We start from the raw sequence: 24,797 nt of genomic DNA on the forward strand, positions 1-24,797 counted from the left end.
AATCTCATATGAAACTCACTCGAACGAGTGAGCTGGGTCACGCAGACGAGGAAGGCCAGGGAATGGGACGCCACCGACGCTCCGACGCCGGACGCGCCGCCACCAGCCGTGCCACGGGGGGCACTGAGCCGCACGGCTCGTCCGCGAGCGACCGTGACCCGTGGGACCCGGGCACCGAGGTACCGCGTCAGCGGGACGCCTCCCCCCGGGCCCCGTACGCCCAGCAGCCGCGTGCCCCCTTCCCGGGCGAGCGCACCGGCGGCCCGTACATGGGTGAGCGGCCCTCCACCGGGGAACGCCCCGCACCGGGCCGGCGCCCCGACGGCGGGGCCCGTCCCTACGCCGCCCCCCGTCCGCCCGCCGGCGACCGCCCCTACGCGGGCAACCGCGCCACCACCGGGATCGCCCCGTACCTGAACCCGGAGGCGCACCGGGCCTCGGACCCCTACGCCCGGCAGAGCCCCGTCGGCCGCAGCGAGGAGTACCTCTTCGCGACCGACGACGACTACGCGCGTGCCACCGGCACCGGCTCGCTGCCGGTCGTCGGTCCCGGCCCGGGTTCCGGCGACGGCTCCGGCTCCGGCTCCGGCTCCGGCTCCGGCTCCGGCGGCGACCTCGGCCGCGACGACCGTTCCCACCGCCGCAAGCGCAAGGGCATGCGGCCCGTGCGCACCGGCCTGCTGGGAGTGTCGGCCGCCGTGGCGATCGGCGCGGTCGCGGTGGCGACCGGCGTGCTGCCCGGCAGCGACAACTACAAGCTCGGCGGCAGCAGCGGCGACAACGTGCAGGCCGCCGACTCCCCCACCAACTCCGAGACGCAGCAGGGCGGCGCGTCGGGCAGTGTCGACGGGCACGACGACTCCGGTTCGACCAGCCGCGACACCGACCGCGCGACCTCCCCCGCCGCACCGACCCCGTCGGCGTCGGCGTCGACGGCAGCGCCCGCCAAGAAGCCGGCGAAGAAGGCGTCGCCCACGCCGAGCAAGTCCGTCGCACCGTCGCCCACCGCGACCGAGTCCGAGCAGGCGCCGGCGGCGAAGACCACCCCGGTGACCGTCTCGGCGGAGACCGCGGCCGAGGCCGAGGTGCTGCGGCTGGTCAACGTGGAGCGGGAGAAGGTCGGTTGCAGCGCGGTCGCGGCGAACAGCTCGCTGACCTCGCTGGCCGAGAACTTCAGCGACGCCATGGCCGCACAGGGCTTCTTCGACCACACCGACCCGAGCGGGGCGACGCCCTGGGACCGGGCCGACGCGGCGGGCATCACCAACCTCGGCGGCGAGAACATAGCCAGGGGCCAGGCCGACGCCGCGGCCGTCATGGACGCCTGGATGAACAGCGAGGGCCACCGCGCCAACATCCTGAACTGCGACTTCAAGACCCTGGGCGTGGGAGTCCACTTCGGCACCGGCGGTCCCTGGTGGACCCAGGACTTCGGCTACTGAGAGCCCCGGAGGCCGGCGGCTCCTCCCGCGGCGGGCGGTCCCGTACGCTCGGAGCATGACCATCGGCACGGAGCACACGGAGGACGGCGACCTCGCGTTCGACGTGTTCTCCCGCGAGTGTCCCTCGCGTCGCACCCTGGAGCACGTCACCGGGCGCTGGGGCGCGCTGACCCTGGGCGCCCTCGCCGACGGCTCCCTGCGGTTCGGGGAAGTGCGGCGCCGGGTGGACGGGGTGAGCGAGAAGATGCTCTCCCAGACGTTGCAGTCCCTGGAGCGCGACGGACTGGTGCACCGAGAGGTCCGATCGGCCGTCCCGCCCCGCGTCGACTACGAACTGACGCCCCTGGGGCGGGAGGTGGCGGCACGGCTGCTGGCCCTGATCCAGTTCGTCGAAGGGCGCACCGACGAGGTGCTCGCCGCCCGCCGCCGTTACGACGAGACCCCCCGCGGCACCGACTAGGCGCCGCGCGGCGGCCGTTGGCAGTTCGGGCAGAAGTAGCTCGACCGGTTCATCCACGCGCGCCGGCGCATCGGCGTTCCGCACCGGCGGCACGGCAGGCCCTCGCGGCCGTACGCGTCGAGCGAGCGGTCGAAGTAGCCCGACTCCCCGTTGACGTTGACGTAGAGGCTGTCGAAACTGGTGCCGCCCACCGAGAGCGCCGCGTTCATCACGTCCCGTACGTGGCCCAGGAGTTGGGTGGTGACCGGGCGGGTGAAGTTCGCGGTGGGGCGCTCGTAGTGGGTGCGGGAGCGCCAAAGGGCCTCGTCCGCGTAGATGTTGCCGACGCCGCTGATCAACGACTGGTCCAGCAGGGCCCGTTTGACGGTGGTACGGCGCCGTCGCAGCGCCTGGTGGAACGCCTCGTCGTCGAAGAGCGGGTCCAGGGGGTCGCGGGCGATGTGCGCGATGACGTCGGGCAGCCCGTCGGGGGTGTTCTCGTGCAGGGAGAGCCCGCCGAAGGTGCGCTGGTCGACGAAGCGCAGTTCGGTGCCGAGGTCGTCGTCGAACCGGACGCGCACGCGCAGGTGCTTCTCGTCGGCGGCTTCCCGCGGCTGCACCAGGAGTTGACCGCTCATGCCGAGGTGCGCGAGGACGGACTGGCCGGTGTCCTCCAGCGGCACCCACAGGTACTTGCCGCGCCGGGCGGGCGTGCCGAGGCGGTGTCCCTTGAGGCGGTGGACGAAGTCGTCGCCGCCGGCCAGGTGACGGCGTACCGCGCGCGGGTGCAGCACCTCGGCGTCGGCGACGGTGCGGTGGGCGACCCACCGCTCAAGGCCCCGCCGGACGACCTCGACCTCGGGCAACTCGGGCATCGCACTTCCCCGTTCACTGACGTTCGCCGCCCGGGGCCCGTGCGCGACGGGCCGCCGGCCGGTCAACGGACCGAGCGCCCGGCCCCGTTGACGGGGACGGGCGCTCGGCTCGATCGTTCGACCTCAGGCGGACGCGGACGACGGATCGGCACTGTCGTCGGCGGTCTCGGCCGCCTCGGCGTGCTTCTCCTGTTCGGCGCGTTCGTCCGCCGCGGCCCTGATGGACCGCCACGCGGATTCCGCGGCCTGCTGTTCCGCTTCCTTCTTGCTGCGGCCGGTGCCGGTGCCGTACGAGACGCCTCCGACGCGGGCGGCAGCAGTGAAGGTCTTCTCGTGGTCGGGGCCGGTCTCCGTGACGAGGTACTCGGGAACACCGAGCGTCTCGGTCGCGGTGAGCTCCTGGAGGCTGGTCTTCCAGTCCAGGCCGGCACCGAGGTTCGAGGACTTCTCGATCAGGGGGTCGAACAGACGGTGCACGAGCTCCGCCGCCGAGTCGAGTCCCTGGTCGATGTAGACAGCGCCGATCACCGCTTCGAGGGTGTCGGCGAGGATGGAGGCCTTGTCCCGGCCGCCTGTGCCCTCTTCACCACGGCCGAGCCGGATGAAGGCGCCCAGTTCGAGCCCGCGGCCCACTTCCGCCAGTGCGCGTGAGTTGACCACCGCGGCCCGCAGCTTGGCCAGTTGGCCCTCGGGCAGGTCGGGGTGGGTGCGGTACAGCGTGTCCGTGACCACCAGGCCGAGCACGGAGTCACCGAGGAACTCCAGGCGCTCGTTGGTGGGCAGACCGCCGTTCTCGTACGCGTACGAGCGATGGGTCAGGGCGCGCACCAGAAGGGCGGACTCGACCTTGTAGCCGAGCCGCCCTTCCAGAAGCGTGTGGGACGAGGCCTTGTTCTCCGCCGGACCGCCCCCGCGTTGACGGGGGCCGTTCGCCTTGGCGTCAGACATCAGACCTCTCACCGGCCGCTCAGACCTCGAGGACCTGGCGCTTGTTGTAAGTGCCGCAAGACGGGCACGCGATGTGCTGCAGCTTGGGCTCGTGGCAGCGCTCGCACGCAACCAGGGTGGGGACCGCAGCCTTCCACTGCGACCGGCGGTGGCGCGTGTTGCTGCGCGACATCTTCCGCTTCGGAACAGCCACGGCTACTTCTCCTGCTTCTCGGCGGCGCCTGCAGATCCAGGCTCTTCGCCGCTCATCTCGTCCTTCTCGCCGTCCCTGTGCGAACCGGCGAGTCCCTGCAATGCCGCCCAACGGATGTCGACGGCGTCGTGGTGGTGGTCCGGGTCGTCCGCCAGCCGCGCTCCACACTCGGAGCACAGACCGGGACAGTCGTCCTGGCACACCGGCTGCATCGGCAGTGCGAGCACCACCGCATCACGCAGCACGGGTTCGAGGTCGAAAAGACCGTCCTCGATGTAGAGCCTGTCCTCGTCGTCCTCGGCGTCGTCGGCCGGTTCCGCTTTCACGCGGCCCCGGTCGTCGGCGTCAGGGTACGAGAACATCTCCTGGAAGTCCGCCCTGAGCTCCTGCTCCAGCGGCTCCAGACACCTTACGCACTCCCCCTCGGCCCGTGCACGGGCGGTGCCTGTGACAAGCACCCCTTCCATGACGGACTCCAGACGGAGTTCGAGCTCCACCGGTGCGCCTTCCGGCACCCCGATGACTCCCCGGATGCCGAGATCCTTGGGGGCGTCGATCGTGCGGTTCAGGCGCTGGAGCGCGCCAGGACGCCGACCCAGCTCGTGTGTGTCGAACACGAGGGGGTTGCGGTGGTCGAGGCGGGCGTTCAGGGCCATTCCTGCTTTCGTTCTCCGAAGCTCCGGGCACTGCCGCGCGAAGGATGTGCGGGCAGCGGTGATCGCGGACGTACACGCGACCGAAGAGCCAGGATACTGGACCTTTCGCTCTCGTCCCAATCCGGTCGCCGGCCCCCGCTCGGGCGGGGTCCGGCGGCCCGTCCGTCAGAGGCCGCGGCCCTGTTCGTAGGCCCGGAGCTGCTCGGCACTGATCATGCCGGTGTCGAAGAGGCTGGTCTCGTCGAGCGCGTGCGCCTGCTGCTCCGAGTATCCCTGCTGGGCCTGCTGGGCCTGGTCGGGGATGTACGCCGCCTGCTGGCCGTCGTAGCCCTGGTACGCGTACGGGTCGGCCGGCTGCTGGTAGCCGTACGGGTCCGCCTGCTGCGCGTACTGCTGCTGGTAGCCGTACGGGTCGGCGTCCTGCTGCTGCGGGTAGCCGTAGGCGTCCATCTGCTGCTGGACGTACTCCTGCTGCTGTGCGTACTCCGCCTGCTGGGCCGCCACGGTGGACGGCTCGGGCTCGGTGGTCCGGGCCGCCGCGGCCGGGGTGTCCGAGAGGGCGGCGAGGTCGGCGAGGTAGTCGGCGTCGCTGGAGTTGTGCATGGTCGACGTGTCGTCGGCGAGGCTGCTCAGGTCGTCGGAGGCGATGCGGCCGTGCAGCTTCTGCCGGCCGCGGCCCACGGCCTCCAGCGTCTTGGCGAGGACCGCCTCGAAGGCGCCGAGCTTCACGTCGACGTAGTCGTCGGCGGTGCGCCGCAGGGTCTCCGGGTCGTGGCTGCGCTCGGGGGCGTCCTCGTCCTCGTAGCCCTGCTCGTCGGTGCCGGGACCGGTGCCGAGCAGTTTCTCGCGGCCGCGGCCGACCGAGCCGAGCGTCTTGGTGAGGACGACTTCGAAGTTGGCGAGCTTGGAGTCGACGTAGTCGTCGGCCTCCGCGCGGATCTCCTCGGCCTCGCGGCGGGCCTCGGCGAGGATGCGGTCGCCCTCGGCCTGGGAGCGCCGGGCGACCTCGGTGTCGGAGATCAGCGAGCCGCGCTGGGCGTGGGCGCCCTCGATGATCCGCTCGGCCTCCTGGCGGGCCTGCTCGACCATGTGCCGCTGGTCGCCGATGACCTCCTGGGCCTCGGCGAGGGAGTCGGGCAGCGCCTGGCGGACCTCTTCCAGCAGGGCGAGCAGGTCTGCCCGGTTGACCACGCACGAAGCGGACATGGGCATGGCGCGGGCGCTGGAGACCGTGGCCACGATCTCGTCGAGCTTCGTCTGTACGTCCACCGGGGACTCGCCACTCTCTACAGCTGGTTGGAGACGGACGGTCCGACTGTAAGGCCACCGGGTGCCCCGCGGACAGCGGGTGACTGCCCGTCAGGCCGTACGGCCCGCCCGCACGGCCTGCGGACGGGCGCGCGCCGGGTGGTTCAGGAGGCGCGCAGACGCTCGGTCAGGGCTTCCAGAACGGGGGCCGGCACCAGGTGGGAGACGTCGCCGCCCCAGGTCGCGACCTCCTTGACCAGGGAGGACGACAGGAAGCTGTAGGTGGGGTTCGTGGGCACGAACAGGGTTTCCACGCCGGAGAGCCCGTTGTTCATCTGGGCCATCTGCAGCTCGTAGTCGAAGTCGCTGACGGCGCGCAGGCCCTTGACGATGGCGGGGATGTCGCGCTGCTTGCAGAAGTCGACGAGCAGGCCGTGGTGCGACTCGACGAGGACGTTCTCGTACTCGGAGGTCACCTGGCGGATCAGGTCCATCCGCTCGTCGACGTCGAACAGGCCCTTCTTCGACTGGTTGACCATCACCGCGACATGGACCTGGTCGTACAGGCGGGAGGCACGGGCGATGATGTCGAGGTGTCCGTTGGTGATCGGGTCGAACGACCCGGGACAGACGGCGCGGCGCACTAGAGTTCCCTCGCTCTCCGGTCCGGTCATCGTGCGTCTTCGCACGTAGAGGCGGCGCGACCGTACCAAAAGGTCCCCTCGCCGTAACGACGGGACCTGATCGCGCCGAAGCCCGTCGGCCAGCGGAATTCGCCGCCTCTGGTGCTGCGCTCCACGGTGACGAGCGCGTCGTCGGCGAGCCAGCCCCCGGTGCGGAGTGTGAGCAGGATCTCCCGAAGATCGTCGTCCGGGACGGCGTACGGGGGGTCGAGGAAGACCAGGTCGTAGGGCTCGGCGGGGGCTTCGCCGCGGGCGGCCTGCTCGGCCTTCGCGGTGCGGACCTCCGCGCCGGGCAGGCCGACCGCGCGGACGTTGTCGCGGATCGTGCGGGCGGCGCGGGCGTCGGCCTCGACGAGCAGGGTGTGGCCGGCGCCGCGGGACAGGGCCTCCAGGCCGACGGCGCCGGAGCCCGCGTACAGGTCGAGGACGCGTTCGCCGGAGAGGGGGCCGCCGAGCAGGGACTCCCAGCTGGAGAAGAGCCCCTCGCGCGCGCGGTCGGAGGTGGGGCGGGTGCCGTTGCCCGGCGGGACGGCCAGACGGCGTCCGCCGGCCCGGCCGGCGATCACGCGGGTCATTTCGTCGGTCCTTGTCGGTGGTACGGGTCGCCCGCGCGCCCTTACGGGGGCGGGGCGGGTGCGGTGTCGCTCCGCTTGCGGGTCCAGTGTCTCAGCCGGGGCCGCGCGGGAGCGCGCGACGGGGTCGACGCGGGCGCGGCCGCCGCCGGAGGCGGGACGGGGGTGCGTGCACCCGGCGCACGGTCCGCGCCGGGGCCGGGGCCCGCGCCGACCGCACCCCGACATCGCGGACGGACGAGGCGGATCGGGCCCGGGGCCCGGGGCGGCCAACGCGGGCCGCGTGACGTACCCCGGCGCAGGCCGTGCCGCCATGGGTCGTGCTCAGGTCCCGTCCCGGCAGGGCCCCTCACCCCTTGTCGAGGAACTGCTCCCTCTCCTCGTCCAGGAGTGCCTGGAGCGCCGTGCGCAGGCCGGGCAGGTGGGCGAGGTCCGGGTCCGCGGCGACCAGGGACGTCGCCTCCTGGCGGGCCTCGGCGATGACCTCCTCGTCCTCGATGACCGCGAGCATCCGCAGCGAGGAGCGGGCCCCCGACTGGGCCTGGCCCAGGACGTCGCCCTCGCGCCGCTGTTCGAGGTCGAGGCGGGACAGTTCGAAACCGTCGAGGGTGGACGCGACCGCGCCGAGCCGCTGCCGGGCCGGGCTCGCCTCGGGCATCTCGGTGACCAGCAGGCACAGGCCGGGCGCGGAGCCGCGGCCGACGCGGCCGCGGAGCTGGTGGAGCTGGGAGACGCCGAAGCGGTCGGCGTCCATGATCACCATGGCCGTGGCGTTGGGGACGTTGACGCCGACCTCGATGACGGTGGTGGCGACCAGGACGTCGGTGTCCCCCGCGGCGAAGCGGCGCATCACGGCGTCCTTGTCGTCGGGCTGCATGCGGCCGTGCAGCACCTCGACGGACAGACCGGCGAGGGGGCCCTTCGCGAGCCCGTCGGCGACCTCCAGGACGGCGAGCGGCGGGCGCTTCTCCGCGTCGAGTTCGGCGGCCTTCTTCTTCGCCGCCTTCTTCGGGTCGTCGTCCTCGTCGCCGATGCGCGGGCAGACCACGTACGCCTGGTGGCCGTTCTCGGCCTCCTCCCGCACGCGGTCCCAGGCGCGGGCCAGGAAGTGCGGCTTGTCGGCGGCCGGGACGACATGGCTGGCGATCGGCGAGCGGCCCGCCGGGAGCTGGTCCAGGACGGACGTCTCCAGGTCGCCGAAGACGGTCATGGCGACCGTGCGCGGGATGGGGGTGGCGGTCATGACGAGCAGGTGCGGCGGCTGCTTGCCCTTGCCGCGCAGGGCGTCGCGCTGCTCGACGCCGAAGCGGTGCTGCTCGTCGACGACGACGAGGCCGAGGTCGTGGAACTGCACCTTGTCCTCGATCAGCGCGTGCGTGCCGATGACGATGCCGGCCTCGCCGGTGACGAGGTCGAGCAGTGCCTGGCGGCGGGCGGCCGTCCCCATGGAGCCGGTGAGCAGGACGACCTTGGTGGCGTGTTCGGCGCCGCCGAGCATGCCGCCCTGCGCCAGCTCGCCCATCATCTCGGTGATCGAACGGTGGTGCTGCTGGGCGAGCACCTCGGTGGGCGCGAGCATCGCGGCCTGCCCGCCCGCGTCGACGGTGGCGAGCATGGCGCGCAGGGCGACCATCGTCTTGCCGCTGCCCACCTCGCCCTGGAGCAGCCGGTGCATGGGGTGGGTGGCGGCGAGGCCGTCGAAGATCTCGGCGGACACCTTGCGCTGGCCGTCGGTGAGGGTGAACGGGAGCCGCGCGTCGAAGGCGGTGAGCAGTCCGTCGGGCAGCGGAACCCTTGGTACGGCGGGGAGTTGGGCGTCGGCGTGCCGGCGGCGGGCGAGTGCCACCTGGAGGACGAACGCCTCGTCCCACTTGAGCCGGGCGCGGGCGTCCTCGATGTCGGCCCGGGTGTGCGGGCGGTGGATCTTCAGCAGGGCCTCGGGCAGGGCCACCAGGCCGCGGCCCGCACGCAGGGAGTCGGGCAGCGGGTCGACTGCCTGCTGCGCGGCGGGCAGTACGGTCTGGACCGCCTTGGCGATCTTCCAGGACTCCAGCTTCGCGGTGGCCGGGTAGAGCGGGATGAGGGCGCCCGCCCAGGTCTCCACGGGCTCCTCGGTGTCGCCCGTCAGCAACTCGTATGCCGGGTGGGCGAGTTGGAGGCGGCGGTTGAAGACGGAGACCTTGCCGGAGAACATCGCGCGGGTGCCCGGCAGCAGGTCCTTGTGGGGTTTGTGCACGCCGTTGCCGAAGAAGACGAGCTGGAGCCGGCCGTTGCCGTCGGTGATGGTCACTTCGAGCCGCTGGCCCTTGCCGCGCGGAGCCCTCGCGGAGGCGAAGGTGTGCAGGCGCGCGTCGGCGACCTGGGCGACCACGGTGACGTGCTCGTCCATCGGCAGGTCGGCGAGGTCGGTGAGCTGGCCGCGCTCCTCGTACCTGCGCGGGTAGTGGTGCAGCAGGTCGCCGACCGTGCGCAGGCCGAGGTGCTCGGTCATCACCTTCGCGGTGGCCGCGCCGAGCACGTTCTTCAGCGGTTCTTGCAGGGGTTCTTCCAGTCCGGGCACGAGATCCATTGCACACCACGGTGCCGACATCGTCGTACAGGTGCCGGGAAACCCCTGGTCAGCCGGTTCGTTCCGGTCGTAGGATGGCGCGCCCCGGACACCCCCGCGGCCGCCTCCCCACCGGGGCCGCCCGACCCCGCGCCGTCGCCCGTCCCCCCACCGGCGCTGTGACGATGGACTCCCAGATCTCGCAGCCGTCCCAGCCGTTCCCGTCCTCAGAGCCGTCGCCGGCCGCCGCGTCGCCGCACACCTTCCAGGTGGACCTGCGCGGTCTCGTCGACCTGCTCTCCCACCATCTCTACTCCAGCCCCAAGGTCTATCTGCGGGAGCTGCTCCAGAACGCCGTGGACGCCATCACCGCGCGCCGCGCCGAACAGCCGGACGCGCCCGCCCGGGTGCGCCTGTACGCGGAGGGGGACACCCTGCGCGTGGAGGACTCCGGCGTGGGGCTGACCGAGGCCGACGTGCACGACCTGCTGGCGACCATCGGCCGCAGTTCCAAGCGGGCGGACGCCCTGGAGTCGGCGCGCTCCGACTTCCTCGGGCAGTTCGGCATCGGGCTGCTGGCCTGCTTCGTCGTCGCCGACCGGATCCGCGTCGTCAGCCGCAGCGCCCGTACGCCGGACGCGAAGCCGGTGGAGTGGACGGCGCGCGACGACGGTTCGTACACCGTGCGCACGGTCGCGGACGCCGAGCGGCCCGAACCGGGCACCACCGTGCACCTGGTGGCGCGCGCCGGGGCCGGCGAGTGGCTGGCCTCGGACCGGGTGCTGGCGCTGGCCCGGGACTTCGGCGCGCTGCTCCCGTACGACGTGCGCGTGGGCGACGAGCCGGTGGCGGAACTGCCGGCCCCGTGGGACCGCGGGTACGCCTCCCCCGCCGGGCGCCGGGTGGCGCTGGCGCGGCACTGCCACGACCTGTTCGGATTCACGCCGCTCGACTCGATCTCCCTCGACGTGCCGCTGGCAGGGGTGCGCGGGGTGGCGTACGTGCTGCCGACCGCGGTGAGCCCCGCGCAGCGGGCCGCGCACCGGGTGCACCTGAAGGGCATGCTGCTCACCGAGCGGGCCGAACAGCTGCTGCCCGACTGGGCGTTCTTCGTCCGGTGCGTGCTGGACACCGACAGCCTGCGGCCGACCGCGTCGCGGGAGTCCCTGTACGAGGACGAGACGCTGGCGGCGGTGCGGGAGGCGCTCGGCGAGCGCATCCGGTCCTGGCTGACGGGGCTCGCGGCCGGCGACCCGGAGCGGCTGGCGGCGTTCCTGTCCGTGCACCACCTGGGCGTGAAGTCGCTGGCGCGGCACGACCCGGAGATGCTGCGCACCATGCTGCCGTGGCTGCCGTTCGAGACGACGGACGGGCGGATCTCCCTGGAGGAGTTCGCGCAGCGCCACCCGGTGGTGCACTTCACGCGGACGGTGGAGGAGTACCGGCAGGTCGCGCCGATCGCGTCCGCGCAGGGCGTCGGCGTCGTCAACGGCGGCTACACGTACGACAGCGAGCTGGTCGAGGCGCTGCCCTCGGTGCGTCCGGGCACGTCCGTCGCGGAGCTGGACGCGGAGACGGTGACCGCCCACCTGGACACCGTCGACCCGGCGGAGGAGCTGGCGCTGTCCGGGTTCCTGGCCGCCGCGCGGGCCACGCTCGACCCGCTGGGCTGCGACGTCGTCCTACGGGCCTTCCACCCGCTGTCGGTGCCCGCGCTGCATCTCGACGACCGGGCGGCCCGGCACGAACAGGCCCGCGCCGACGCCGAGGAGCAGGCGGACGATCTGTGGGCGGGCATCCTCGGTTCGCTGCGAGGCGGCGCGCCCCGGGCCCGTCTGGTGCTCAACCACCTCAGCCCGCTGATCCGCCGCGTGGCCGCCCTGCGCGACCCGGAGCTGATCGGCACGGCCGCCGAATCCCTGTACGGGCAGGCCCTGTTGATGGCGCAGCGCCCGCTGCGCCCGGCGGACTCGGCACTGCTCAACCGCTCGTTCCTCGGCCTGCTGGAGTGGGCCACCCACAGCGACCCCACGGAGGACGGACCCCGATGAGCGGCACGAACGGCGCGAGTGGCGTCACCGACTTCGACTCGCTGCGCCGGGCGATGGCGGAGAACTCGGAGCAGCCGGAGGGCCCGGCCCGCAACGCGCGCGCCGAACTCCTGCTGGCGGAGGCGGAGAAGCTCGGCATACCGCTCGCCGTGATCGAGGCGCTCGGGCATCAGCTGAAGGTCTACAACTACAGCTCCGAGAAGGCCAAGATGTTCGTCCCGTTCGCGCGGCTGCTGCGCCTGTGGGACGAGACGCCCGGTGACTTCGACGAGTACGAGACGCACTCGCTGTACTGGGTGTTCAAGTGGATGACGTCGGGCATGCTCGACCAGCCGCACGTCCCGCTCGCCTCGGTCGAGAAGTGGCTGTCGGAGATGGACCGCCGCTACCGGCTCGCCGGGCACTCCGAACGGGCCGTGCGCAGCTCCGAGTTCAGCGTCGCCGCGCACATCGGCGACCGGGAGCGGGCGGCCCGCGCGTACACGGCGTGGCTGGCCGCGGACCGGGACCGGATGGCCGACTGCCACGCGTGCGAGCTGAACTCGCAGGGCTGGTGGCAGGCGCGGCTGGGGGACGACGAGGCGGCGGTCGTCCTGTGGCGGCCGGTCCTGGAGGGCGAGTTCACGTGTGCGCACGAGCCGCACACCACCCTCGCCTCCTCGCTGGCGCCGCTGCTGCGGCTCGGCAGGACCGACGAGGCGCGCGCCAACCACCTGCGGGGCTTCCGGCTGGTACGCCCGATGGAGAGCATGCGCGACGCGTACGCGGACCACGTGGAGTTCTGCGCGCTGACCGGCAACGAGGCACGCGGCCTGGAGCTGCTGACCCAACGCCCCTCCTATTTCACGGACATGGGGCATCCGCAGAGCGCGCTCCAGTTCCAGTCGGTGGTCGCGCTGCTCATGGACCGGCTCGTGTCGCTGGGCCGGGGCGGCCTCACCGTGCCCGGTCCGGCGGGCAGGACCTGGACGGCCGCCGAACTCGCCGAGCACGCGCGGGCGGAGGCCCTCGCCCTCGCCGCCCGCTTCGACGAGCGCAACGGCACGACGGCGGTGGGCGACCGCGCCCGCGAACGCATGGCCCAGGCACCCCTGGTGGACCGGCTGCCGCTGGGGGTGCGCGCCCCGCGCTCGGCCGCCGCCCCCGCGGCGCCCGCCCCCGCGCCCGCCGCGCGGGCCACCGGCCCCGGCCCCGGCCTCGCCGAACTCCTCGCCGAGGCACGGCGGTTGTCGGACACCCTGCGGCCGAACGCCGTCGCCGCCTGGGCCGCGGCGGCGCGCGCCGCCGAGGAGGCGGAGGCGCAGGGGGTGACGGACGGGCTGCCGACCGCCCTGGACCGCGCGGAGATCGCCGACCACGCCGCGATGGGCGCCGAACCCGGCGCGGCCGTCGCCCTGTTCGAGCGGGCGGCCGAGCTGTACGCGCGCGCCGGCGACCCGGGCGAGGCCCTGGCGGCCCGCGCGCGGGCCGCGTTCGCGCACGCCCTGGACGGCCGGACCGACGAGGCGCTGGCCGCCGTCGCCGACCCCTACGAGCGGGTGCTCGCCCTGTACGCGGAGGGCGGGACGGGCGTGCGGCAGACGGTCTCCGTGGTCATGGCGCGGGCCCGGATCCTGATGCGCCCGGTGCACGAGGGCGACGAGCCCGCGCCGGAGGACCTGGCCGCCGCGGAGCAGGCCGCGCGGGAGGTGCTGGCCCTGGCCGGCGAGCCGTCCCCCGACGACGTACGGCTCGGGGCACGCGTCGCCGAGGCACACGGCATGCTGGCGGAGACGGCGGCGGGCGCCGGGGACGCGCGCGGCGCGGCGGAGCTCTTCGCGCGGGCCGCCGAGGAGTACGTGCGCCTCGGACTGCCCTGGTACGCCGTCGAGCTGGAGGCGAGACTGGCACAGCTCGCCCAGCACCTCGGCGACCTCGCGGAGGCCGAACGCGCCCTGCGGGCGGCCCTGGAGCACGGCGGTGAGCACGTGACGGCGGCCGGCCGGGCCCGGCTGCACCTGCACCTGTCGGACCTGCTCGGCGGTGCCGACGACCCGCGGGAGGCGGCGGACCAGGCCCTGGAGGCGGCCCACTGGGCGGACGAGGCCGACGAGAGCCGCACCCTGGGCGCCTGGGCACGGCACCGGCTGGGCGGCCATCTGCTGCGGCAGGGGCGCTGGGCGGAGGCGGCCGAGGTGCTGGAGTCGGCGCTGACCGACCTCGCACCCGGGACGCACGGCGACGGCCCGGTCGTGCAGACCCGGTGGTGGCTGGGCGACTGCCTCAGCGAGCTGGGCGAGCACCGGGACGCGGCCGAACACCGGCTGCGGGCGGCCGACATCGCCCGGCACTGGCCGGAGCAGGACGACCACGCGATGCTCGCCCACCTCGCCGCCGAGTCGCTCGGCCAGGCCGGTCTGCCCGCCGAGGCGGACCGCGCCTACGACCGCGCGGCCGGGCTCTGGCACACCCTGGGCAACTCCTCCGGTCTGGTACGGGCGTTGCGGGCCCGCGCGTGGCTCGCGCTGCGCACGGGGGCGGGCCGGGAGGGCGCGCGCGAGCTGATGGCGCAGGCGGCACGGGAGTGCGCGGACGCGGCCGACGCGGCACCCGACGCGGCGGGCCGGGACCGGGCGCTCGCCGATCTCGCCCACACGCACCGGCAGTTCGGCGACCTGCTCGCGCGCTCGGCGGACGCGGACGCCGGTGACGACGCCCTGCACGCGGCCCTCACGGAGGCCCTGGCCGAGGTCGAGGCGTCGATCGCCCTGTTCGACACGCTGGGACCGGACGAGGTGCACAGCCGTACCGGTGCCGAACTGGCGGCAGGCTGGCTGGAGTCGGACCTCGGCCGCCCCGACGCGGCGACCGCGCGGGCACGCGGCGTGCTCGCCCGGTACGAGGGCCTGCCCCCGTCGGAGGCGTCGACTGCCCGCCGCACGGAGGCCGAGAACCTGCTCGCGCAGCTCGCTGAACAGGCGGCGGCGCAGGCGAACACGCGGGTTCCGTAGGGGAGTCGGGCGTCCGGCGGGGGCACGGTCGAACGAGCCGGCCCCGCCGGGCGCCCGCGCGCCCGGCGCCTACTCCACCCCGATGAGCAGCAGCGCCCCCTGCCGGCCGCCCCGGTAGACCACCGTGTCGACCGCCAAGTGGCTTTCCCGTACCCGGCCTTCGAGGTGGTCGGCGAGGGCGTCGGGCGCCTCGTCCGCGACGACGAGGGTGACCAGTTCGCCGCCCGCCGCGAGCATCCGGTCGAGGACCGTGGCCGCGACGTCGGCGAGGTCGGCGCCGATCACCGCCACGTCGCCGTCGACCAGGCCGAGCACGTCACCGGCCTGGCAGATCCCGGCGGTGGTCCACGACTGCCGCTCGGCGACGGCGACCTCGGCGTACCGGGTGGCGCCGGCGGCCGAGGTCATCGCGACGACGTCCTCGTCGAAGCGGCGTTCCGGCTGGTGCACCGCGAGCGCGGCGATGCCCTGGACCGCGGAGCGGGTGGGGATGAGGGCGACCCGGATGCCCTCGGCGCGGGCCTGCTCGGCCGCGGCGGCGGCCTCCCGGCGCAGCTCGGCGTCGTTGGGCAGCAGCACGACCTCGCGCGCGTGGGCCCGGCGCACGGCGTCCAGCAGCTCCTCGTGGCCCGGCTGCCCGCCGGGCGGGGCGAGCACGGCGGTGGCGCCGCCCTCGGTGTACAGCTCGGCCAGACCGGCGCCGGTCACCACGGCGACCACCGCCCGCTGGGCCCGCTCGCGCAGGGGGCCGCCCCCGGCGGCGTGCGCGTCGGCGGCGCCGAAGTGCGTGATCCGGATCCGGTGCGGGCGTCCCGCCTCGATGCCGGCCTCCACGGCGGCGCCGGCGTCGTCCACGTGCACGTGCACGTTCCACAGCCCGTCGCCGCCGACCACCACCAGGCAGTCGCCGAGCTCGTCGAGGCGTTCGCGCAGCCGCTTCACGGCCTCGTCGTCGGCCTCCAGGAGGTAGAGCACCTCGTAGGCGGGCCCGTCGTCCCCCGCGTCGCGCTCCGGGGCCCCCTCGCCGGTCGCGCAGGCGTCCGGACCGGCCGCGTCGTCGTCGGCGGCGGCGCGGGCGGGAGCGGCGGGTGCGGGGGCCGGCTCGGGTGCCTCCCCGGTGAGGGTCTCCACCAGGGCGGCCAGCACGACCACCAGCCCGTGCCCCCCGGCGTCGACGACCCCGGCGCGCTCCAGCGCCGCGAGCCGCCCGGTGGTCTCGGCGAGGGCGGCGCGGGCAGCGTCGTAGGCGGCCCGCGCGACCGCACCGCAGTCGGTCGCCCCGTCGGCGTCGGCGTCGGCGGCGTCCGCGGCGGCGGTGGCGACGGACAGGACGGTGCCCTCGACGGGGTGGGCCACCGCGCGCCGGGCGGAGTCGGCGGCGTGCCGCAGGGCCTGCCGCAGTCCCTCGGCGTCGACACGGGGGGCGTCGCCGACGCCGGTCAGCACCTGGGCCATCCCGCGCAGCAGCTGGGCGAGGATCGTGCCGGAGTTGCCGCGCGCCCCGATCAGCGCCCCGTGGGCCATCGCCCGCGCCGCGTCCGCCGGTGTCGGGGCGCTCCCGGAACCGGCTCGGGCGGCGAAGAGCGCCTCGACCTCGGCGGCGGCGGACTCGACGGTCAGGTACATGTTGGTGCCGGTGTCCCCGTCGGCCACGGGATAGACGTTGATCGCGTCGATCTCCTCGCGTGCCCGTCCCAGCGCGCGGAGCGCGAGGCCGCACCAGGTACGTACCGCGAGAGCATCGAAGAATGTCTGCGGCACCTGCGGCACCTGCGCCTCCTTGAGCTGCTGGAACGTGGGACGCAGCGTAGACCCCGGGCGGCCGTCCGCCCCAGGGCGGGCCGTGGGCGCGGGGCCGGGCAGGGCCCCTGAGCAGGGTCCTCGCGACGGGGGCCGGGACGGAGGTCCGCGCTGTCATGGTAGTTTCGTTGTACGGGAGCAGCCGTTGTATGCTGCTCCGGTTGCCCGATCCCGATCGGGCCATTCCCCTGGCACCGCCAATCAGATCTTCGATCCATTCGGATCGGGATCCCGGCATGCCGGGATCCACCGTAAGTGCATCTGAAGTCTTGGAGTGACCCGTGGCTGCCAACTGCGACGTCTGCGGCAAGGGCCCGGGCTTCGGCAACAACATCTCGCACTCGCACCGCCGTACGCCCCGTCGCTGGAACCCGAACATCCAGCGCGTGCGTACCGTGGTCGGCGGGACGCCGAAGCGCGTGAACGCTTGCACCTCGTGCATCAAGGCCGGCAAGGTCACGCGCTGACGCACGTCCTCCCGTACGCCCGGTTCTGCCGGGCAGGGGGAAGCCAAACGCGCGCGGCCACTGCTGGTTCGCTGCTGAGAGCCGGTCCACCTTGTGTGGGCCGGCTTTTCGCCTTGCCCGCACACCCCTGACGAGTGCCCGCCGGCGGTCGGCCGACGGATCCCGTCACCGTCCGCGCCGCAGTTCCCACCCGTGGTCGACCGGTCCGATGCCGCCGCCGAGCGCGAAGCCGGCCGCGATCGCCCCGGTCACGTAGCGCTTCGCCGCCGTCACCGCCTCGGGCACCGTCTGCCCCAGCGCCAGGTACGCGGCGATCGCCGAGGCGAGGGTGCAGCCCGTGCCGTGGGTGTGCCGGTTGTCGTGCCGGGGCGCCCGCAGCCAGTGCTCCGCGTGCCCGTCGGTGAGCAGGTCCACGGCGTCGCCCGGCAGATGCCCGCCCTTGACCAGGACCCAGCGCGGCCCGTGGGCGAGCACGGCCGCCGCCGCCCCGGGCAGTTGCTCGGCCGAGCGGACGCGGAAGCCGGTGAGCTGTGCCACCTCGTCCAGGTTGGGCGTCGCGACGGTGGCCGCCGGAAGCAGCCGCGTGCGGACGGCGTCGAGCGCGGTCGCCGCGAGCAGCGGGTCGCCGTGCTTGGAGACGCCCACCGGGTCGACGACCGCGGGCGCGTCGGTACCGGCGATCAACTCGGCGACCTCGGCGACGAGTTCGGCCGAGGCGAGCATGCCCGTCTTGACGGCCCCGACGCCGACGTCGTCGACGACCGCGCGGTACTGCGCGCGCACCGCCTCCGGCGGCAGCTCCCAAGTGCCGTGCACACCCAGGGAGTTCTGCGCGGTCACGACGGTGACGACGCTCATGCCGTGCACGCCGAGCGCCAGCATCGTCTTCAGGTCGGCCTGGATTCCCGCGCCGCCGCCGGAGTCGGAGCCCGCGACGGTCAGCACCCGGGGCGGCGCGGCGCTCACGCGTCGTCGCCGGAGAAGTGGTCCCAGCCGCCCCTGCTGGTCCAGGGGGCGCCGTCCACCGTCACTTGCGGCAGCGCCGACGGGTTGAGCACCTCGCCGATCACCTTCCAGCGGGCCGGGAGCTTCACGTCGGGCGGGAAGGTCGCGACGATCGCGTGGTCCTCTCCCCCGGTCAGCACCCACTGCATCGGGTCCACGCCGACGGCCTGCCCGATGTCGTTCATCTGCGAGGGGATGTCCACGGCGCCGGACCGTACGTCGATGCGCACCTTGCTGGCCTCCGCGATGTGCCCGAGGTCGGCGATCAGGCCGTCGCTCACGTCGCACATGGCGGTCGCGCCGAGCGCGGCGGCGGCGGGGCCCGCGTGGTACGGGGGTTCGGGGCGCCGGTGGGCCTCGACGAAGGCGCGCGGGGAGCGGAAACCGCGGGAGAGCACGGCGAACCCGGCCGCCGACCAGCCCAGCCAGCCGGTCACCGCGACGAGGTCGCCGGGGCGGGCGCCGCCGCGGGTGACGGGTTCCTGGTTGCGCAGGTCGCCGAGCGCGGTGATCGACACCATGATCGTGTCGCCGCCGACGACGTCGCCGCCGACCACGGCGGCCCCCGCGACCTGGCACTCGTCGCGCAGGCCGTCCATCAGCTCGGTGGGCCAGGCGACCGGCAGCTCCGCGGGGACGACGAGGCCGAGCAGCAGCGCGGTCGGCACGGCTCCCATGGCGGCGATGTCGGCGAGGTTCTGGGCGGCGGCCTTGCGGCCCACGTCGTACGCGGTCGACCAGTCGCGGCGGAAGTGCCGGCCCTCCAGCAGGATGTCGGTGCTCGCGACCACCCTGCGGTCGGGTGCGGCGACCACGGCGGCGTCGTCGCCCGGCCCGATCCGCACCGCCGGGGTGGTGGTGAGCCGGGAGGTCAGCTCCCTGATGAGCCCGAACTCACCCAGCTCTCCGACAGTGCCCTTCATCGTCCTCGCGCCCCTTCTCTGCTGTCCGCGCCCGGTCGCGCGCCGCCGCCCTTGTCGCTACGGTCGAATGGACCGTCGGCCCCACTCACGCCTGCGCCCCGGCTCCGGGGGTCCGGCCCGCGCAGGTCTCCCCGCGGCGAGCGGCGACGCGATACCGTGGCGTTCCTTTTCCCCACATGATCCTCGTGGCCGCCCTGGAGGTTCCGTGGTACAGGCGTACATCCTGATCCAGACGGAGGTCGGCAAGGCGTCGACCGTCGCCGAGACGATCAGCAAACTCCCCGGCGTGATCCAGGCCGAGGACGTCACCGGACCGTACGACGTGATCGTGCGCGCCCAGTCCGAGACGGTCGACGAACTCGGCCGCATGGTGGTCGCCAAGGTCCAGCAAGTGGACGGCATCACCCGTACTCTGACCTGCCCGGTGGTCCATCTGTAGCCCCGTCTACCCTTGGCCGGTGAACTCTTCGCGCCACCGGCCCCGTTGCGCCCTCGGGCTGTCACTGCTCGCCCTGCTGACCGGCGTCGCCGGCTGCTCCTCGGCAGACGACGGTGTCCACGCCGCGGTTCCCGGTCCGGGGGCCGCGGTGACCAGGCTGTGCCAGAACCTGGACAAGGCGCTGCCGCGGAAGGTGGACGGCCAGGACCGCGGCGACCCCGTGCCCGCCTCCGCGCTGACGGCGGGCTGGGGGAGCCCGGCGATCATACTGCGCTGCGGTGTGAGCCGGCCGACCGAGATGAACGACCCCGACGCGGACGGCGCCGAGGTCGACGGGGTGGGCTGGCTCATCCAGAAGCGCGGGAACGGCAGTTACCTCTTCACCACGACGCTGCGCAAGGCGTACGTGGAGGTCGCGGTGCCCGCGAAGCTCGCCGCCGCGGACGGTTCCGCCGCCCTCGTCGACCTGGCGGCGCCCATCAAGAAGGCGATCCCCGAGGGGATCGCCGACTGACACAACGGTGCGGGCCGCACGGCCCCCGGCGCGCTAGCGCAGCCCGGTCGGACGGCGCAGGGCCGCCTCGATCAGCAGGTCCACGAGCTCCCGGTAGCCGATGCCCGTCGCCTCCCACATCTTCGGGTACATGGAGATGGGCGTGAAGCCGGGCATCGTGTTGATCTCGTTGATCACGAACTCGCCGTCCTCGGTGAGGAAGAAGTCCGCGCGCACGATCCCCTCGCAGGACGCCGCGTCGAACGCCTCCACCGCGAGCCGCCGCACCTCGGCGGTCTCCTCGTCGGTGAGCGGCGCGGGCACCAACCCGGGCGTGGAATCGATGTACTTGGCGTCGAAGTCGTAGTACGCCTGGTCCTGCGGCGGCGGGATCTCGGCGGGCAGGCTCGCGCGCGGTCCGTCCTCGAACTCCAGCACCCCGCACTCGATCTCGCGGCCCCGCAGCAGGGACTCCACGATGATCTTCGGGTCGTGCCGCTGGGCCTCGGCGATCGCCTCGTCGAGGTCGGCGGGGTCGGAGACCTTGGTGATGCCGATCGACGAGCCGGCGCGGGCCGGCTTCACGAACAGCGGCCAGCCGTGGTCGGCGGCGAACTCCACGATGCGCTTGCGGGCGCCCGGTTCGTCCTGCTGCCACTCGCGGGGCCGGACCACCAGGTAGGGGCCGACCTTCAGCCCGAACGAGGTGAACACCCGCTTCATGTACTCCTTGTCCTGGCCCACCGCGGAGGCCAGCACGCCCGCGCCCACGTACGGGACGCCGGACAGTTCCAGGAGCCCCTGGAGGGTGCCGTCCTCGCCGTACGGGCCGTGCAGCACCGGGAAGACGACGTCGACCTCGCCCAGCGCCTTGGGCACCGAGCCGGGCTCGCTGTGGACGACCTCGCGGTTGGCGGGGTCGACGGGGAGGATCACGCCGCCCTCGGCCGACTCGGCGAGCTGCGCCACGTTGGGCGGCCTGCGGTCGACGATCGCCATGCGGTCGGGCTCGTCGGCGGTGAGCGCCCAGCGCCCGTCCTGGGTGATGCCGATCGGCAGGACGTCGTACTTGGTCCGGTCGATGGCGCGCAGCACCGCTCCTGCGGTGACCACGGAGATCCCGTGTTCCGAGCTGCGGCCGCCGAACACGACGGCCACGCGCGGCTTGCGGGGCGGCTGCTCAGGGCTCTGGGGGAGGTTGTCGCTGCTCATATCGCGATGAGAGTACCCGCTGGCAGAGCCGTGATACAGCGTCGTCGGGACGTGGTCGCTCAGCGTCGTTCCGGCTTCGCGCTGCGCGACATCAGTTCCTTCAGGGCGACCACCGGGGGCTTGCCCTCGTGCACGATGCCGACGACCGTCTCCGTGATCGGCATGTCGACGCCGTGCCTGCGCGCCAAGTCCAGTACGGACTCACAGGACTTGACGCCCTCGGCGGTCTGGCTGGTGACCGCGATGGTCTCCGCCAGGGTCATGCCGCGGCCGAGGTTGGTGCCGAAGGTGTGGTTGCGCGACAGCGGCGACGAACAGGTCGCCACCAGGTCGCCCAGCCCGGCGAGTCCGGAGAACGTCAGCGGGTCGGCGCCGAGGGCGACACCGAGCCGGGTCGTCTCGGCGAGGCCGCGCGTGATGAGCGAGCCCTTGGCGTTGTCGCCGAGGCCCATGCCGTCGGCGATGCCGACCGCGAGCCCGATCACGTTCTTGACGGCGCCGCCCAGTTCGCAGCCGACCACGTCGGTGTTCGTGTACGGGCGGAAGTACGGCGTGTGGCAGGCGGCCTGGAGCCGCCGGGCGACCGCCTCGTCGGTGCAGGCCACGACCGCGGCGGCGGGCATCCGCGCGGCGATCTCGCGGGCCAGGTTGGGTCCGGTGACGACCGCGACACGGTCGGGGTCCACCTTGGCGACGTCCGTCACGACCTCGCTCATCCGCATCGCGGAGCCGAGTTCGATGCCCTTCATCAGCGACACCAGAACGGTGTCGGGAGAGAGCAACGGCGCCCAGGCGGCGAGGTTCTCGCGCATCGTCTGCGACGGGATCGCGAGCACCGCGAAGTCCGCGTCCCGGGCCGCCTCGGCAGCGTCGGCGGTGGCCCGCACGTTCGCCGGGAGTTCGACGCCGGGCAGGTAACCGGGGTTCGTACGCGTGGAGTTGACCGTTTCGACGACGTCGGCGCGACGGGCCCAGAGGGTCACGTCGCAACCGGCGTCGGCGAGCACCACCGCGAACGCGGTGCCCCACGAACCAGTGCCGAAGACGGCCGCCTTGACGGGCTTGCTCACGTGCTCTGTCCCTCTTCCCGTGCTTCTTCCCGCGCTTCGTCCGACGCCGTGTCCCGCGCGGACCCGGCGCTCTCCGCGGCCTCTTCGCGCGCCCTGGCCTGCGCGGCGGTGCGGCGGCGCTGCTCGATGCGCTCGCGGCGCGGGTCGTAGGGCACCGCCGGGGCCTTCTCGCCGCGGATCTCCTCCAGCAGGCGCGTGACAGCGGCCATGATGACCTCGGTCGCCTCCTTGAGGACGTCCGGGCTCATCTCCTTGCCGTAGAAGCGCTCCAGGTCGACCGGCGGCCCGGCCAGCACGTGGTGCGTCTTGCGGGGCAGCAGGTCGGGCTTCTTCGCGTAGGGCGGCAGGACCTCGTTGGCGCCCCACTGGGCGACCGGGACGACCGGGCACCGGGTCTGGAGGGCGACCCGGGCAGCGCCCGTCTTGGCGGTCATCGGCCAGCCGTCGGGGTCGCGGGTGAGGGTGCCCTCCGGGTAGAAGGCCACGCACTCACCGCGGTCCACGGCGTCGATGGCGGCACGGAAGGCGCTGAGCGCGTCCGTGCTCTCGCGGTAGACGGGGATCTGTCCGGTGCCACGCATCATGGCGCCGACGAATCCGCCCTTGAAAAGACCCGCCTTCGCCAGGAATCGCGGAACGCGTCCGGTGTTGTACTGGAAATGGGCGTACGCGAAGGGGTCGATGTGCGAATTGTGATTCACCGCGGTGATAAATCCGCCCTCGGCCGGAATGTTCTCCATTCCGCGCCAGTCGCGCTTGATGAGAACCGCCAGGACGGGCTTGCAGATGACTGCGGCGAAGCGATACCAGAAGCCGATTCTCCGGCGGGGCACGCGGACACCTTCCTCTAGGGCCCGGGGCCGGCCAAGCGCCGTCCCGGACCGGCTGTCTGTCCAGGACACCGTACGCCCCGACCGCGAGGACGCCAGATGGGCCGGGTGACAATGAGCGCGACAAGAAGGGAACGGAACGCTCGTGCAGTGGACCCTGGTCGTACCCGTGAAACCGCCGTCGCGGGCCAAGAGCAGGCTGGCGGACACCGCCTCCGACGCCCTGCGCCCCTCCCTCGCCCTGGCCTTCGCCCTCGACACCGTGGCCGCCGCCCTGGCCTGCCCGCGGGTCCGGGATGTGGCGGTCGTCACCGACGACGGACCCGCCGGGCGCGAGCTGGCGGCCCTGGGCGCCCGGATCGTCGCCGGTGAACCGGGCGGCGGCCTCAACCCGGCACTGGCGCACGGCGCCGCGGCGGTGCGGGCACTGCGCCCCCGTGCGGCCGTCGCGGCCCTGAACGCCGACCTGCCGGCGCTGCGCCCCAGGGAGCTGGCCCGGGTGCTGGACGCGGCGGCCGAGTTCCCGCGCGCGTTCCTCCCCGACGCGGCGGAGGTCGGCACGACGCTGCTGGCGGCCTCCCCCGGTCACGAACTGCGCCCGGCGTTCGGCACGGACTCCCGGGTCCGGCACGCGGCCTCCGGGGCCGTGGAACTGCTGCCGGACGCGGTGGAGTCGGTGCGCCAGGACGTGGACACGGGCGACGACCTGCGGGCGGCCCTGGCACTGGGCACCGGCCCGCGCACGGCGGCGGCCGCCGCGCGCCTGCTGCTCGGCGGCGGCCCGCGGCGCTGAGGCGGCGCGGGACGGGCCGGACGGCCGCGCGGGCCCCTCGCCCGCGGGGGCGCGGCGGGGGCGCCGACAGTAGGCTGCGCGCATGCAGGCGACCGCGTACACGTACGACCCCGAGACCCGCAGCGGACAGGTGCTGCTCGACGACGGGACGCCGGTGCCCTTCGACGGGGCGGCGTTCGACGCGGGCGGCCTGCGGCTGCTGCGCCCCGGGCAGCGGGTGCGCGTCGAGACGGACGGCGAGGGCGACGCCCGCCGCATCACCCTGGTGACGCTCCAGACCTTCTGATCCCCCTGGCCCCCGCCCCGGACACCCCGACTCGGGCGCGGGGAAGGCGAGTTCACACGCTTCGGTCCCCCGGGCCGGGCCCGGGGGACCGTGCACACGCCGCGGGCCGGTCTCCCGGAGGGAGCCCGGCCCGGCGCGTGAGTGCCCGTGTGCCACTACTTCTTGCGAGCGGTGGCCTTCTTGGCGGTCGTCTTGCGCGCCGTCGACTTCTTCGCCGGGGCCGTCTTCGCGGGGGCCTTCTTCGCCGCGGCCTTCTTCACGGTGGACTTCGCCGCCGCCGGGGTGGCCTTGGTGGCGGACGCCTTCTTCGCCGTCGTCTTCTTGGCGGCGGCGGAGGTCTTCTTCGCCGTCGTCTTCCTGGCGGCCGTGGTCTTCTTCGCGGCGGCCGACTTGGCGGTGGCCTTCTTGGCCGCGGCCTTCTTCACCGTCGCCGAAGCCCCGCCGGTCAGGCTGCCCTTGGGCGCCTTCTTGACCGCCACGTCGTTCTTCGGGAGCTTCTTCGAGCCGCTGACCAGGTCCTTGAAACCCTGGCCGGCACGGAAGCGCGGCACCGAGGTCTTCTTGACCCGGACCCGCTCGCCCGTCTGCGGGTTGCGGGCGTAGCGCGCCGGGCGGTCGACCTTCTCGAAGGAGCCGAAACCGGTGACCGAGACCCGGTCGCCCGCGACGACCGCACGGACGATGGCGTCCAGTACCGCGTCGACCGCTTCGCCGGCCTGCTGACGGCCGCCCAACTTGTCGGCAATCGTTTCTACGAGCTGCGCCTTGTTCACGTCTTCCCCTTCGGAGACATTGCCAGAACGAAAGTGTTCAAGCCTTTTCGCACGTTAGGCA

At 73.6% G+C, this 24,797-nt stretch carries 24 protein-coding genes; 9 read left to right on the forward strand and 15 right to left on the reverse strand.

Annotation, left to right across the window (positions count from 1 at the left end):
- Nucleotides 1-62: 62 nt before the first annotated feature.
- Together ACFZA0_RS21160 and ACFZA0_RS21165 are read left to right on the forward strand one after the other, a co-directional pair.
- On the forward strand, nt 63-1,442 hold the full coding sequence (locus ACFZA0_RS21160) for a CAP domain-containing protein (protein WP_391019077.1): 1,380 nt from the start codon (nt 63-65) through the stop codon (nt 1,440-1,442).
- A 55-nt stretch (nt 1,443-1,497) separates the two neighbouring features.
- Nucleotides 1,498-1,902, forward strand: coding sequence for a winged helix-turn-helix transcriptional regulator (locus tag ACFZA0_RS21165; protein WP_391019080.1), 405 nt, complete (start codon nt 1,498-1,500; stop codon nt 1,900-1,902).
- Here ACFZA0_RS21165 and mutM read toward each other — a convergent pair.
- The 8 genes from mutM to recG form a co-directional block, all read right to left on the reverse strand.
- Nucleotides 1,899-2,756, reverse strand: coding sequence for a bifunctional DNA-formamidopyrimidine glycosylase/DNA-(apurinic or apyrimidinic site) lyase (gene mutM / locus ACFZA0_RS21170; protein ID WP_391019083.1), 858 nt, complete (start codon nt 2,754-2,756; stop codon nt 1,899-1,901). The two genes, ACFZA0_RS21165 and mutM, sit on opposite strands and share 4 nt — an antisense overlap.
- 123 nt (nt 2,757-2,879) lie before the next feature.
- The gene (gene rnc, locus ACFZA0_RS21175) at nt 2,880-3,704 is read right to left on the reverse strand and encodes a ribonuclease III (protein WP_391019086.1); all 825 of its coding nucleotides are present in this window, start codon (nt 3,702-3,704) and stop codon (nt 2,880-2,882) included.
- A gap of 19 nt (nt 3,705-3,723) precedes the next feature.
- A complete protein-coding gene (rpmF, locus tag ACFZA0_RS21180; RefSeq protein ID WP_007493396.1) occupies nt 3,724-3,897 on the reverse strand; it encodes a 50S ribosomal protein L32 in 174 nt (57 codons plus the stop codon).
- Nucleotides 3,898-3,899: 2 nt separating this feature from the next.
- Entirely contained in the window at nt 3,900-4,553 is a 654-nt protein-coding gene (locus tag ACFZA0_RS21185) for a YceD family protein (RefSeq protein ID WP_391019089.1), read from the reverse strand.
- A gap of 165 nt (nt 4,554-4,718) precedes the next feature.
- Nucleotides 4,719-5,822: an ATP synthase F0 subunit B gene (locus ACFZA0_RS21190; RefSeq protein WP_391019091.1), complete on the reverse strand. Its 1,104-nt coding sequence runs from the start codon at nt 5,820-5,822 to the stop codon at nt 4,719-4,721.
- Nucleotides 5,823-5,965: 143 nt separating this feature from the next.
- Nucleotides 5,966-6,445, reverse strand: a complete 480-nt coding sequence (gene coaD / locus ACFZA0_RS21195; RefSeq protein WP_391019481.1) for a pantetheine-phosphate adenylyltransferase — start codon at nt 6,443-6,445, stop codon at nt 5,966-5,968.
- A gap of 26 nt (nt 6,446-6,471) precedes the next feature.
- Nucleotides 6,472-7,059 carry a 16S rRNA (guanine(966)-N(2))-methyltransferase RsmD gene (rsmD, locus tag ACFZA0_RS21200; protein WP_391019094.1) on the reverse strand — a complete coding sequence of 196 codons (588 nt, stop codon included), beginning with the start codon at nt 7,057-7,059 and terminating at the stop codon, nt 6,472-6,474.
- A 346-nt stretch (nt 7,060-7,405) separates the two neighbouring features.
- The gene (gene recG / locus ACFZA0_RS21205) at nt 7,406-9,625 is read right to left on the reverse strand and encodes an ATP-dependent DNA helicase RecG (protein WP_391019096.1); all 2,220 of its coding nucleotides are present in this window, start codon (nt 9,623-9,625) and stop codon (nt 7,406-7,408) included.
- Between the two features lie 164 nt (nt 9,626-9,789).
- On the opposite strand from recG, the gene ACFZA0_RS21210 reads away from it, so the two are divergent.
- Together ACFZA0_RS21210 and ACFZA0_RS21215 are read left to right on the forward strand one after the other, a co-directional pair.
- On the forward strand, nt 9,790-11,655 hold the full coding sequence (locus ACFZA0_RS21210; protein ID WP_391019099.1) for an HSP90 family protein: 1,866 nt from the start codon (nt 9,790-9,792) through the stop codon (nt 11,653-11,655).
- On the forward strand, nt 11,652-14,645 hold the full coding sequence (locus ACFZA0_RS21215) for a tetratricopeptide repeat protein (RefSeq protein WP_391019101.1): 2,994 nt from the start codon (nt 11,652-11,654) through the stop codon (nt 14,643-14,645). The genes ACFZA0_RS21210 and ACFZA0_RS21215 overlap by 4 nt, the downstream gene beginning before the upstream one ends.
- A 69-nt stretch (nt 14,646-14,714) precedes the next feature.
- On the opposite strand, the gene ACFZA0_RS21220 is transcribed toward ACFZA0_RS21215, so the two are convergent.
- Nucleotides 14,715-16,415 carry a DAK2 domain-containing protein gene (locus ACFZA0_RS21220; RefSeq protein ID WP_391019103.1) on the reverse strand — a complete coding sequence of 567 codons (1,701 nt, stop codon included), beginning with the start codon at nt 16,413-16,415 and terminating at the stop codon, nt 14,715-14,717.
- A gap of 311 nt (nt 16,416-16,726) precedes the next feature.
- On the opposite strand from ACFZA0_RS21220, the gene rpmB reads away from it, so the two are divergent.
- Complete coding sequence (rpmB, locus tag ACFZA0_RS21225; RefSeq protein ID WP_037625034.1) at nt 16,727-16,912, forward strand: 50S ribosomal protein L28; 186 nt, start codon at nt 16,727-16,729, stop codon at nt 16,910-16,912.
- Nucleotides 16,913-17,077: 165 nt separating this feature from the next.
- On the opposite strand, the gene thiD is transcribed toward rpmB, so the two are convergent.
- Both thiD and ACFZA0_RS21235 read right to left on the reverse strand, forming a co-directional pair.
- A complete protein-coding gene (thiD, locus tag ACFZA0_RS21230; protein ID WP_391019106.1) occupies nt 17,078-17,878 on the reverse strand; it encodes a bifunctional hydroxymethylpyrimidine kinase/phosphomethylpyrimidine kinase in 801 nt (266 codons plus the stop codon).
- Nucleotides 17,875-18,840, reverse strand: coding sequence for a thiamine-phosphate kinase (locus tag ACFZA0_RS21235; RefSeq protein ID WP_391019109.1), 966 nt, complete (start codon nt 18,838-18,840; stop codon nt 17,875-17,877). The genes thiD and ACFZA0_RS21235 overlap by 4 nt, the downstream gene beginning before the upstream one ends.
- Before the next feature lie 205 nt (nt 18,841-19,045).
- On the opposite strand from ACFZA0_RS21235, the gene ACFZA0_RS21240 reads away from it, so the two are divergent.
- Together ACFZA0_RS21240 and ACFZA0_RS21245 are read left to right on the forward strand one after the other, a co-directional pair.
- Nucleotides 19,046-19,279: an Lrp/AsnC ligand binding domain-containing protein gene (locus tag ACFZA0_RS21240; protein ID WP_318201187.1), complete on the forward strand. Its 234-nt coding sequence runs from the start codon at nt 19,046-19,048 to the stop codon at nt 19,277-19,279.
- A 19-nt stretch (nt 19,280-19,298) separates the two neighbouring features.
- The gene (locus tag ACFZA0_RS21245) at nt 19,299-19,793 is read left to right on the forward strand and encodes a DUF3515 family protein (RefSeq protein WP_391019113.1); all 495 of its coding nucleotides are present in this window, start codon (nt 19,299-19,301) and stop codon (nt 19,791-19,793) included.
- 33 nt (nt 19,794-19,826) lie between these two features.
- Here the strand turns inward: ACFZA0_RS21245 and ACFZA0_RS21250 are convergent, their stop codons facing one another.
- Genes ACFZA0_RS21250 through ACFZA0_RS21260 form a run of 3 tightly spaced genes read right to left on the reverse strand, consistent with a single transcriptional unit; the run spans nt 19,827 to nt 22,887 of the window.
- Nucleotides 19,827-20,984 (reverse strand): D-alanine--D-alanine ligase, encoded by a 1,158-nt coding sequence (locus ACFZA0_RS21250; RefSeq protein WP_391019116.1) that lies wholly within the window; start codon nt 20,982-20,984, stop codon nt 19,827-19,829.
- 59 nt (nt 20,985-21,043) lie between these two features.
- Nucleotides 21,044-22,054 carry an NAD(P)H-dependent glycerol-3-phosphate dehydrogenase gene (locus ACFZA0_RS21255; RefSeq protein WP_391019119.1) on the reverse strand — a complete coding sequence of 337 codons (1,011 nt, stop codon included), beginning with the start codon at nt 22,052-22,054 and terminating at the stop codon, nt 21,044-21,046.
- On the reverse strand, nt 22,051-22,887 hold the full coding sequence (locus ACFZA0_RS21260; RefSeq protein WP_391019121.1) for a 1-acyl-sn-glycerol-3-phosphate acyltransferase: 837 nt from the start codon (nt 22,885-22,887) through the stop codon (nt 22,051-22,053). Before ACFZA0_RS21260 ends, ACFZA0_RS21255 begins: the two co-directional genes overlap by 4 nt.
- A gap of 142 nt (nt 22,888-23,029) precedes the next feature.
- Here ACFZA0_RS21260 and cofC point away from each other — a divergent pair, with 142 nt between their 5' ends.
- Both cofC and ACFZA0_RS21270 read left to right on the forward strand, forming a co-directional pair.
- Complete coding sequence (cofC, locus tag ACFZA0_RS21265) at nt 23,030-23,677, forward strand: 2-phospho-L-lactate guanylyltransferase (RefSeq protein WP_391019124.1); 648 nt, start codon at nt 23,030-23,032, stop codon at nt 23,675-23,677.
- An 82-nt stretch (nt 23,678-23,759) separates the two neighbouring features.
- Nucleotides 23,760-23,963, forward strand: a complete 204-nt coding sequence (locus ACFZA0_RS21270; protein ID WP_391019127.1) for a hypothetical protein — start codon at nt 23,760-23,762, stop codon at nt 23,961-23,963.
- Between the two features lie 155 nt (nt 23,964-24,118).
- Here ACFZA0_RS21270 and ACFZA0_RS21275 read toward each other — a convergent pair whose 3' ends face one another.
- Entirely contained in the window at nt 24,119-24,736 is a 618-nt protein-coding gene (locus tag ACFZA0_RS21275; protein ID WP_391019130.1) for an HU family DNA-binding protein, read from the reverse strand.
- Nucleotides 24,737-24,797: the final 61 nt, after the last annotated feature.

It is taken from the genome of Streptomyces sp. NPDC008150, assembly GCF_042956945.1.
GTDB lineage: Bacteria > Actinomycetota > Actinomycetes > Streptomycetales > Streptomycetaceae > Streptomyces.